Raw genomic sequence first — 10,925 nt, forward strand, 5'->3', positions numbered from 1 at the left:
AACGATGGGGCGAGATGGTCTCCTCGATGCAGGGAGTAGGTGTGAGCAACGTCCCAGTTAAGCCAAAGACCGATCTGCCCGCCGTCACACTGCCCGACGTGACCCCTCTCTCCTCGCCCATGCTAGCCCAACTTACCGCCGCGTAGGAGTCCCCCGCAATGTGCTCGCCGAGGACGACCAGATCGCCCATGCTTGGTCCCAGCTCCCACGCCTGATCAAGAGATCCCTCCGCACGTGCGCGATGACCGGATCGTCAAAATGTGTGTCGCCGTCGCCAGCAGTCTGTTCGACGCAGCCATCAACTATGTTTGGAACGCGTCCGTGGTGGAACTGCGTGACAAGGTTCGACGGTTCGGCATCAACGTCGTCCCTCAGATCCTCGACGACAAGTCCTTCGACGAGGACGCGCTCCTCGACCTCAAGGACGCCGAGCTGCTCGACCTCTGCCGTAAGCTCAACCTGATCGGTGACGACAACTTCTTCTTCCTCGACCAGTGCAGGGCCACACGCAACAGTTTCTCTATCGCACACCCAGCTGCGGGGACGGTCGACGAAGACGAGTTCCTGAGCTTCCTAAGCCGCCGCCAGAAGCATGCGCTTTCGAGCGCCCACAACCCTAAGGGGGTGGACACAAAGTCCCTGCTTGCCGCGCTGAAAGCAACGAAGTTCAAGAAGGATCAACGACAAGAATGGGAACGCCGTATCCAGGAAACATTCGAGGCCCAGCGCGAGCTGATGTTCGCCACTGGCGAGGTCATAACAGGGTCGGCCGGCTCGTTAGGGGCGGCCGGCTTTGGTCGAAGCAACAGACGTCATGACGCCGGGTGAAATATGCGATCCCGCATCCCATATTATGGCGCAAGTTCAACCAAAGGGCGGGACGACCATGACAGGTTCGGGGAAATCACTCAGCCATCTGGCGGGCCGCTCGCTCGGCCTCGGCACTTCTAGTGCGCTCGAGCGCGCGCTCGAGACTCAGAGCTCGTTAGACAAGCTGACGGCTTTCGGCATCTTCCGCGACGATCCCGTGAGTCGCGCAGCGCGAGGGCTACAGTCGCCCGAAGTCGAGAAAGCGATGGCGAGCGCGAGCGGCAAAATCGTAGCGCTCGACCCGCTGTTCGAGACGGGTTCGGTCTTCGACCAGCTCAAGCGCAACGCGCTCATGCTCGATGACCCGTTCAAGAACTTCGGGGCGACGCGCAGCGCGATCGAAGAGGCGATGGGCAAGATCGGGCGTATCGACACCACTGCGTTTGGTTTGGCGCACAGCACGGCGACGAAGCTCTCGCTGCTCGATGGGCTGAAGCTCGCCAATCCCCTCGACGACCGCCTCAGTCAGGTCATGAAGCAATTGACTGAGCCTTATGGGGCGCTCCCCGCCAGCGTGCGCGCCGCGCTGGGCATCGGACGAGAAGCGCTCAGCGCCATGTCGCGTGCCCGGCATTGGGCCGACACGCTCACGGTATCGACCGCGCGCGACTACGCCGCGCTGCTCGGCACCGGCGAGAAATATCGCAAGCAGTTCGAGGCACTGAACCTCGCAGCCGACAGCATCGCCGAGGTAACTGCCGGCTTTACGGCCATTGCCGCGCTCGCTGATGCGGCGCTCGGCAGCCGCTTCGCTGGGCTCGATGTCACCAGCACCAAGATGTCGCTGTTCGCCGGAGCGATCGACGTGTTGGGGCCGGGCGCGGGCGGGGCCCAGGCGGCCTATGCCGCGCTGCTCGGCGGCTACAGCTCGACCGACATGCTAGATCGCCCCTATTGGCGCGATCCGCGCGAACGCGCGCGCTATTATCGCGATCAGGACGTCGATGACGGGCTGATCGAGGCCGACAATGCTGCGACCGTGGCGGTTCTGATCGACAGCGGCGTGGTCGAGGGACGACGCACCCGCGCGGGAACGATGACCGCCGTGGTCGAGGCGGGACCGGTCAAGCTCCGCATCATGGCGAGCCGCCCGAAGATGGGTGCGTTCGGCGCGATCGACGCATTCGAGAATGCGTTGCGGACCTTCATCTCGGCCAAGCTCGAAACTCTCGCCGGGCCCAACTGGTTCAAGCAGCGCGTGCCCGGCGATGTCATGTCCCGAGCCAAGGAGCGCCGCCGCGAGGCGATGCGGACGGGCGAAGCGCAGCTTCCGCTAATCCACTATACTGACCTTGGCGATCTGATCGGCGTGATCCTGCGCAAGGACAATTGGGGTGAGCTGTTCGAAGCGGTGTTCGACCGCGCCGAATGGCTGAAGGTCGATCTCGAGCGCCTCAACGCCAATCGTCGCCCGACGATGCACAGCCGCCCGGTCGAGCCGGTGCAATTGTGCGAGATCGTCTTCACGATCCGCCGGCTCCTTGGCTGGATGGAGTGTGACGGGGTGTGGGATCGCGGCTGGGACGATGATGTCTGAGCGCCTCTCTATGGTCAGGAAGGGGGGCCGAAAGCAGTCAGGCGGCTTAAAGCTACCGATTCGCGAAGACCAGACGTTCGCTGGCGCGAGAAGCGTCGTAGCCGTTACGCTCGAAGGGCTACTTGCCCGAAGGCACTGACACATCCATTTCTGGCACGTAGCTGGAAATGAAGTTCGAGCATCGCCACATTAGCATTCGGACCGGCAGTCTAATGGCACTATTGTCATTGATAACAATCTTTGGGACCGACGAAGCGTCTCGCGACTGCCGTTGATGTTTGAGGAGTGTGAATGACGGTACGCTTTGCATTTGACAACAGCTATGCTCGGCTGCCGAGCTCGTTTTATGCGCGTGTTTCCCCGACCCCGGTCTCCGCACCGCACCTCCTCAAGCTTAACCAGGCATCGGACCGATCAATGCACTGACGATCATCGCTGAAGCCGGAGATCTTCGCCGCTTCCACCATCATCGCCAGTTTCTCAAGTTCTGCGGACTGGATCTCTCGACACAGCAGTCCGGTCAATATCGCGGCCAGACCCGCCTTTCCAAGTTCGGCAATGCGCGGCTGCGCCGCACTCTGTGGATCGCCGGGCAAGTCGCCATCCGTCAGCGTGAGAATGGCTTTCGACACAAGTTCGAACGCTACATCGCAAGAGATCGCGACAATCCAGATCTGCGCCGCAAGGCGATGACCGCTATTACCGCCAAGATGGCGCGCGTCGTACACGCCGTCGTCAAAGGCGGTTCCGATTACCGGCCCTTCGTTGAGGGGCGGGTGCCAGGCGGAAGAACCTCTGTCAGCTAGACTAGGGCCGTGAGGGCATCGCTGCGATGACCCTGTAGATAATGTTTGGGTCTTCCACCTGGATCAGAAGCTCGTGTTGAGGACGGTGAGGGCCGCTATCAACGTACCCTGTGTTTGCTATGGACGAGACCTTTTCCCTTGCGGTGGAAGTCGCCTGGTTCGACCACCCAACTTGACGAGCGTCATGCGGCGAGAGCATGCTGACGAACAGAGAGACTTTGACTGTCTCCTCCATTTTCTTCCGCTCTTAGGACGTTGTCGGTGAGCACGGTGTGGATCTTGTAGGGAACGGCTGCGATCAGCCGGAGCAGAAAGTCTCTCGAGACGGCGGTGGTGGCCTTCTCGTGCAACTCGACGAAGGCGAACTTCGAGGTGCGGTCATGGCGACGAACTTATGCAGCTTGCCCTGTTCGGTGCGCACCTCGGCAACGTCGATGTGGAAATAGCCGATCGGGTAGCTTTTGAACTTCTTCCTTGCCGGCTTGTCGCCCTCGACATCCGCTAGCCGGCCGATGCCATGACGCTGCAGGCAGCGATGCAAGGAAGAGCGCGTCAGATGCGGGATCGTCGGCTGCAACGCGTAGAGGCAGTCGTCGAGCGGCAGCAGAGTGTAGCGGCGGAAGGCGACGATGACCGCTTCTTCCTCGACGGAGAGCACCGTCGACCGCGGCTCCTTCGGTCCGGTCGGCAGGTCCGCGACCGCGGTCCGTCCCTTCCACTTGGCAACGGTCTTCTGGTTGATCCCGTAACGCTTGGCCAGCGCTCTCAGGCTCTCTTGACTATGTTGTATCGCTCGACGGATCGCCTCTGTCGTCGTGGCGCTCCCATGCAGAACCTGGCCCATAGCGCATCCCTTGATTCGGAAGACAAGGATGCCCCATCAAAGTGGAAAGCGGTCTGCGCTCTGGCAGAGTGGGGTTGCTGACCAACAACTCTGTGGAGGCCAATCATGCGTGTTGTAGCCGATCGATTTGCGGCGCCTGCCGCTATCCGCACCGATCTTGGCGCGATCCTCGTTTCTTTGGAACTCAGTAAATCGACCTGGTTGATCACTTCGCTGTCGCCGGGCAGTGGGGAGAAGATGTCGAAACATGCGGTACGCGGCGGCGATATCACGGGACTGCTGGCACGCTTTGCCCTGCTCCAGGACAAGGCACAGGCGCGCACCGGCCGGCACTTTGCGCTTGTGGTCATTCACGAGGCGGGTCTGGATGGCTTCTGGATACATCGTGTCCTGGAAGCCGAGGGGATCGAAAGCCATGTCGTCGACGCCGCCTCGATTGACACGTCGCGCCGGCGGCGTCGTGCCAAGACCGACAAGATCGATGGAGAGGCATTGGTGCGTGCGCTGCTCGCCTACAAACGAGGCGAGCCGCGCGTGTGCGCGATGGTTAGGGTACCGAGCGTTAAGGAGGAGGACCATCGGCGCATCGGCCGTGAACGCAAGGTTCTGGTTGGTGAGCGGACCTGCCATGTCAACCGGATCAAGGGCCTGCTGTTTGCTCAAGGCATCACCGGCTACGAGCCGCTGCGTCGTGACCGGCGACATCGGCTTGAGGAACTGAGGACCGGCGACGGCCGCGCACTACCAGAACATCTGAAGGGGCAAATCCCCTGATGTCACCTCGGTCCCGAAACCACCACTTCTCCTTGATCACTGCCCTGTGTCTGCTTTCATACCTGTCTGCCGTTGGGCGACCGCGAAAGAAAGAGTCGTGAAAGGGTCAGACGTTGTGACGGGGCGACCCCGGCACAGGTCGCCGTTGAGCTCCACACTGCACTCTTATGCGACGTTATGCGAACAAACATCGAACATCGCCATAGCGGCTTCGCTCTCATGCCGCAGCTTCGCCGTTCGTAATGGACTCAGTTGCGCCACGAGCGACCTTTCCAAGCCGAGACCAAATGTGCCGCATTTGGGGCCGGTTGCGAATCAGGTGCAGCTGGACCGCTATATTCCGCTCCATTGGAGCACAGAAAGGTAGCCGCGGTACCTTTTTGCCGCTACTGTGATTGACCGCACGTGCCGAGTGCGTAATTGGAAAGATTAACGAAACACCAGTTCGCAACGGGACGCTTAAGATACCCGGGTGACAGGCTTGGGGCGCCAGCCGGTCATTGTTCTCTTGATCGGCTCACGCATGGGGATGTGGGTTGACGGAAGAACCATCGTACGATGCTCAGGCTTGGGATCGCGCATGGCGATACTTCGAGCTTCATGCCGGTCAGCGGATGATGATGTTCAACTTTTTCGTCGTGCTGTCCGGCCTCATCACGGCCGGAGTCGGAACGACCATGCAGGGCCCGCCGCGATTGGCCATCCTGGGAATTCTCCTCGGTCTGCTGCTTATGCTGCTGTCGTTCGTGTTCTGGAAACTCGATCAGCGCGCCGCCTTCCTGGTCAAGCACTCCGAAGCCGCCTCCGTTGAGATCGAGCGGCAACTGCTCCCGCCCGCCGCGCGGCTGTTCTCCTCCGAGCCGGCGAGCTTTCGGGCCACCACTGCAGGCAGGAGTGTTTCGGCGCCATGGACCTTCGGCCGCTCGCTACGCATTGCCTTCGCGGGAATGGCGCTAATCGGGGCGGCGGCGGCGGTCATCTGCGGCCTGCGCGCAGGCGGCACTATAAGCTGGGAAGCGCCCAAGGACCCCGTCGCCCCCCCCCCCCCCCCCCCCCCCCCCCCCCACCCCCCCCCCCCCCGGGGGGGGCGGGGCGGGGGCCGGCGACCGATGACTGGAACAGCTCTGGGCGGCGCCACACAGATCAGGGACATCAACGACGCTAACACGTCGCGTTCCCGCCTCAGCGTGTCGCTTAGGTCGATTCGCAGCCAACGCGTCCGCAACCTCATGCGCGGCATCCTCGCGGCCGAATCCGAGGTGGCGGCGAAGCGAACGCTTGAGAGGCTGAGGGGCGAGGCGAGCCCGGTCGACGCGGCCATCGCTTTCGATATTCTCCAGAGCGTTCCGGAGGCGCACCAACTCCCGCTGCCGAAGGCATTTCCGGTCTCGTGCCAGGATGTCGACCGGGCGCCGTTCTACTCCGCCGCACCAATCGAGATCGAGGTGTCCGAACAGGGCTTGAGGTTCGCACGGGAGGCGGAACGCCTAGTGGCCGCGATCCAGCAGGTGGCGGCTCTCAACGAAAGCATTCTCGACAACGACCACGAGGCCGCCTCAGGCCACTTCGCCCGCTACCGCGAGAGCTTCGGCATCTCCTTTCTCGTTGCGCAGAAGGCCTTCAGCCTACGCCACTCCGGCGGCACGACCGGGGACAGGCGCTCGCTACACGGCGACGTCATCGCCCCGTTCCTCTCACCCCGTCGACAGACCATAGCAGTGGCCTTCGAGGACTCAATCGACGAAGAGCGCGACTACACCCGCGTGCGACGCACGTTCCTGAAATTCGTTGCTAAAGGTCAGCTCGACTCCTTCGACGCCGCCATCATCAGCGACCTATTCGCGCCGCATCTTGCAGAAGGCGTGGGCCCGGCCCAACGCATCCAGGCCTACGGCCGCTGGGGCGCACTGGACTGTCTCGCCGCGACGTACCGAATCCGCCGGCTCTTTGAACTCGGCGGCCATCGCGACGGGGCGGCGGCGATCGACGCCATCATTCCTCACGAGGTCGGCAACGCCTGGCAGGAGGCCTTCACGAACATCGACATCCTGCGGCTCCAGGCATGCATCGGCATCAAGGACCAGTTCTTTGACCGCAGCCTGTTCTCCCATCTTCCGGCATGGAGCGAGTACAAGGAGCTGTTCGATTATCGCCTGCGGGTTGAGACGGCCGTGTCGGAACGACTCGACGGGCGTTTCCCAGTGACTGCCAAGAGGGCCGGCGCCATGGCCGCACCGCGCGTCCGGGTGGACGAGCTACTGGCCAGAGGCAAACCCCGCCTCTCGCTAAGCGAGATCGACCCCGCCACGAGCGGTGGCTTCCACCGCACCATCGCCCTGGTCGCGTCGCAGGAAGCGGGCGGGTTCGGCGAGGTCGACGGAGAGCGGCTCAGCACCCTGCTCGACCAGACGATAGACGTGGCCTCGATGTTCTCGCGCGACGAACTCGCCCAGCTTCTGCCGCGCAGACGCGAAGACCATCTCTACGAGTTCCTTCGGACCGCAGTCGTCAACGACCAGGAGGAGAGCAAAGTCAGCAACCACGCGCTGCGCCGTTCGCTGCAGCAGGCGGTGATATCGCGCTTCGACGGCGACATCGTGAAGCTGCTCGAGTACGTCGACACCGAGCGTCATCACGTCTCTAAACACCTCTATAACCTGTGCACCGAGGCATTCCTGACCGAGCTGTACGACCTCTTCGACGAAGCCGACCAGGTCACCGAGGCCCATGCGAACATCCTCGAATGGTGGGGTGCGAGAGCGAACGACGAGGATGCGCAGCTGCGCGCGAAGTCCCACCGGCTCACGCTCAGGCTCCGCAAGGTCCGAGGAGCGATCGAGGAGACGCGCATCTACGTCGATCCGCTTCGTTTCATCGCCTGGATCGGCGAGACGATGACGGGCGAACTGCGCACGCTGGCGGTGCAGGCTAACCTGATCCTCGACGATTCGGATCGGTCGATCAACCTCAAGGACCGCGTGCGCGTTGCGGTGCAGCCGCGCATGAAGCTGATCGAGCTGCTAGACCGGTGCTACGAGGAGTTCTGCACAAACAAGCTCTACGGCGTCACGTCCTTCATCGGCCGACGCATCCGCCACGGTACGCTGCACGGCCACCTAGTCCTCGAATTCAAGCCCGAGATCGACTCTGCGATCGCGGAGTTTCGCCACAGCGTCCCCCGGTTCGCCGCCTTCCTCGAGAACTGGTTCGCGAGATTCGACGCCGCCGTGCAGGTCATGGCCGCGGATCGCATCCACGTCCGCTCGAAGGAGAAGACGCGCGGACTAATCGTAGCCACGCTCGATGAGCCGGAGAAGACGCAGACGGCCAACCGCATGGTGGAGGAGGTCGCCAAGTCAATGGCTGAGCGACCCCAGCTCGCACTCAGCGCTGCGCTGATCCACGAATACTGCTGGCTCCTGTTCGAAGCAGACCTCAAGCGGACGCGAGAGGCCGTCGAAGAACTGCGACGCGAGTTCGTGATCAACGTCGACGACCATCTCTTCGAGCGGGGGGATATGGACCGGCGCGTGAGCGAGCGCATCCGAAGAATCAATTCGGCCATGCAGCAAAAATTCGAGATCGTCCGCTCCTGGTTCACCCGGCCCACCAATCAGAGCCCGAGCGCGAGCGTCGGTCTTCTGTTCGAGGCGGTGCGCGACGAGGTCCGCCAGCGCTTTCCCGACTTCAAGCCGCTCATCGACGTCACCGGCAACAGCGAGGTCGATCTCATCGGCCACCGCTTCCACTTCTTCTACGACGCGCTGTTCATCCTCGTCGGAAACGCGGCGAAGCATGCCCGTAGCGACGGCGCGCTTGGAATAGACATCGCCTCGGATTTCAGCGAGCAGAAGTACAACTACGTCTCGGTTTCGGTGAAGTCCGACTTAGCCTGCGCCACGCGCAACGCCGACCTCGCCGGGATCGAGGCCGCAATGGCCGCCGAGATCGGAGACGCGATGATGAGGAACAAGAACAGCGGCATCCGAAAGCTGCGTGAGATGGTCGGCGACGTCGAGGAGATCATCGGCTTCGACCGGTGCTATGAGGGGGACTCCGTCATCTTCACGATCGACATGAGGTATCTGAAGGCCTGAGATGGCGGCGCACATCCTTCTCGTCGAGGACGACCAGTTCAAGCAGGAGCCGATCGAGAGCGCGATCCGCGAGGTCCACGCCGACCCGGTCGTACACCTCGCACGCTCGGTCCAGCAGGCCGTGAAATTGCTGCGGTCCCGTCCGTACGACTGCATCGTCCTCGACATCGCCCTGCCGAGCCACGAGAGCCGAGCAGGCGGCGCGCAGCCGATCTCGCAGCCCTCCGGAGGTATCGAGGTACTCCTTGAGCTCGCCTACGACGCGCGGAACGATCCCGTGATCATCGTCACCCAGTATCCAGAGATCGAGTACAACAGCCGATTCCACTCGCTGGCCAAGGCGCGTCAGGCGCTCAGGGCCGCGATACCCGTAAACATTGTCGACGTGGTCCAGTTCAACGCTCAGGACGACGCCTGGCGCGGCCAGTTAAGAAAGGCGCTAGCATGCGGAAGGTGAATGTCCTGATCGTTGAGGACGAGACCGAGAAGTTCGAACAGTTCAGCGCCGCGATCTCGACCTTCTTCGAGCGCGACGCGACGATAGAACGGGCGGAAACCTTCGCGGAGGCGACGCGCGCGATCGTCAGCACGCCGTACGACCTCATCGTCACCGACCTACTCATGCCGCGCCGGCGCGGCGATGACGAGATCGACGTCTCGGAGGAGCTGATCGATCATCTCGGCGCAAGCGAGGCCAACCGTCTGACTACCGTCGTGGCGATCTCCCGGTTCGAGGAAGTGGTCTCGCAGCGCCAGACGATGTTCGCGCGCGCGGGCATCTTCCTCGTCCGATACGCGGACGACTGGAGAACCTGCCTCAACATTTGCATGCAAAAGGTCTCGTTCCGGACCGTCTACGATTTCGTCATCGTGTGCGCGCTGGAGCTCGAGCGCTCGGCGTTCGAAGCCGTTTCGCAGCCCGGGTTCGAGTACGGCGGACTCGTCAACAGCCACGGTCTCGACGGGCGCGAGCTCCGCATCAGTGAGTTGAGCGGCCTCTGCGTCCTTCAGCCGCGGATGGGTCTCGTCGATGCCAGCATAACTGCCGCGCGTGCGTTAGACGCCTTTTCCCCGCGCCTGATCTGCATGGCGGGCATTTGCGGCGGCTTCAGTGATCAGGTGCCGCTTGGTACGCTACTGGTTCCCGAAATTACTTGGGAGCATCAGGCCGGCAAGTGGAACGCCGACGGCTTCGACATTCGTGGATTCCAAGAGCCGCTCAACAACGACATCCAGACGACTCTGAATCAGCTTATCCTGCGCGACAAGGAGCTCGCCGCGCTCAAGTCGAAGTCGCATGAGGTCCAGGTTCCTCAGGGCGGCGCGAAAATGAAGCCCGTCACATCCGGCTCCGCAGTGATCGCGTCGGAGGGCTACGCGAAGGAGATCAAGCGGCAGCACGGTCAGGTCTCAGGCGTTGACATGGAGGTCTATGGCGTCCATCGCGCAGCCGCCTTGCACGGTCGCGTTCTCTGCTTTGCCGCAAAGACCGTGGTAGACCACGCTGACGAGGCGAAGGGCGACAAACTGCAACAGGGCGGCGCGATACTGTCGGCGCGCTTCGTAGCGAAGGCAATACCGGTTGTTCTCGCCGAGTGCGGCGGCGCAAAGACTGGCAGGAGATAGCGCCGGCGGTACGGAAAGCGCAGTCCGGCTCCGATCGACGCCATTTCCGCCGCCATACTGGGACGGCGCGTCACGTGTCCAACGAAACGGTAGGCTTCCGTAACGAGGCGTTTTGGATTTCCGCTCCCGCGCGGCCCGGCTCAGTTCCTTCCTCCGCGATATGAACGAATAACACTTCCACAGATCAGCGCTCGAAGGCGGACGGGCCGATATCCACCACCCTGCTCTTGGTCAGCGTGTCTTCATCGAACCTGAAAGAGAATGGCGGCTTCTAGTCTAGAGCGGGATGAAATGAGACTGAATCGGCTTGGGATTCCCTTAGGCGTGCAAATCTGATTCAACCTTCATGCTGGGCAAGGAGGTCAGCATGG

5 protein-coding genes and 3 pseudogenes are annotated in these 10,925 nt (G+C 62.3%); 7 read left to right on the forward strand and 1 reads right to left on the reverse strand.

Translation table 11 applies throughout. From position 1 onward, the window contains the following. The first annotated feature begins 234 nt into the window (after positions 1-234). The 3 genes and pseudogenes from NKI38_RS26390 to NKI38_RS26400 all read left to right on the forward strand — a co-directional run. The gene (locus tag NKI38_RS26390) at positions 235-828 is read left to right on the forward strand and encodes a hypothetical protein (RefSeq protein ID WP_352662728.1); all 594 of its coding nucleotides are present in this window, start codon (positions 235-237) and stop codon (positions 826-828) included. Next, a complete protein-coding gene (locus NKI38_RS26395) occupies positions 815-2,407 on the forward strand; it encodes a hypothetical protein (RefSeq protein ID WP_352662731.1) in 1,593 nt (530 codons plus the stop codon). Before NKI38_RS26390 ends, NKI38_RS26395 begins: the two co-directional genes overlap by 14 nt. A gap of 398 nt (positions 2,408-2,805) precedes the next feature. Beyond that, a pseudogene (locus NKI38_RS26400) lies at positions 2,806-3,213 on the forward strand (transposase); the annotation flags it as partial. Between the two features lie 254 nt (positions 3,214-3,467). Here the strand turns inward: NKI38_RS26400 and NKI38_RS26405 are convergent. Further along, positions 3,468-4,057, reverse strand: a pseudogene (locus NKI38_RS26405) (transposase family protein); the annotation flags it as partial. A gap of 105 nt (positions 4,058-4,162) precedes the next feature. On the opposite strand from NKI38_RS26405, the pseudogene NKI38_RS26410 reads away from it, so the two are divergent. The 4 genes and pseudogenes from NKI38_RS26410 to NKI38_RS26425 all read left to right on the forward strand — a co-directional run. Further along, positions 4,163-4,825 (forward strand): annotated as a pseudogene (locus NKI38_RS26410) (IS110 family transposase); the annotation flags it as partial. A 542-nt stretch (positions 4,826-5,367) separates the two neighbouring features. Continuing rightward, on the forward strand, positions 5,368-8,928 hold the full coding sequence (locus NKI38_RS26415) for a hypothetical protein (RefSeq protein WP_352662734.1): 3,561 nt from the start codon (positions 5,368-5,370) through the stop codon (positions 8,926-8,928). A 1-nt stretch (position 8,929) separates the two neighbouring features. Further along, positions 8,930-9,385 carry a response regulator gene (locus NKI38_RS26420; protein WP_352662737.1) on the forward strand — a complete coding sequence of 152 codons (456 nt, stop codon included), beginning with the start codon at positions 8,930-8,932 and terminating at the stop codon, positions 9,383-9,385. After that, complete coding sequence (locus NKI38_RS26425; protein ID WP_352662740.1) at positions 9,373-10,554, forward strand: phosphorylase family protein; 1,182 nt, start codon at positions 9,373-9,375, stop codon at positions 10,552-10,554. Before NKI38_RS26420 ends, NKI38_RS26425 begins: the two co-directional genes overlap by 13 nt. Positions 10,555-10,925: the final 371 nt, after the last annotated feature.

This window comes from Mesorhizobium sp. M0621, assembly GCF_040320745.1.
Taxonomy (GTDB): Bacteria; Pseudomonadota; Alphaproteobacteria; order Rhizobiales; family Rhizobiaceae; genus Mesorhizobium.

Bases quoted from the DNA above. Each gene is read 5' to 3' on its own strand.
- NKI38_RS26395 (WP_352662731.1), top strand. From the start codon at position 815: ATGACGCCGGGTGAAATATGCGATCCCGCATCCCATATTATGGCGCAA.
- NKI38_RS26420 (WP_352662737.1), top strand. From the start codon at position 8,930: ATGGCGGCGCACATCCTTCTCGTCGAGGACGACCAGTTCAAGCAGGAG.
- NKI38_RS26425 (WP_352662740.1), top strand. From the start codon at position 9,373: ATGCGGAAGGTGAATGTCCTGATCGTTGAGGACGAGACCGAGAAGTTC.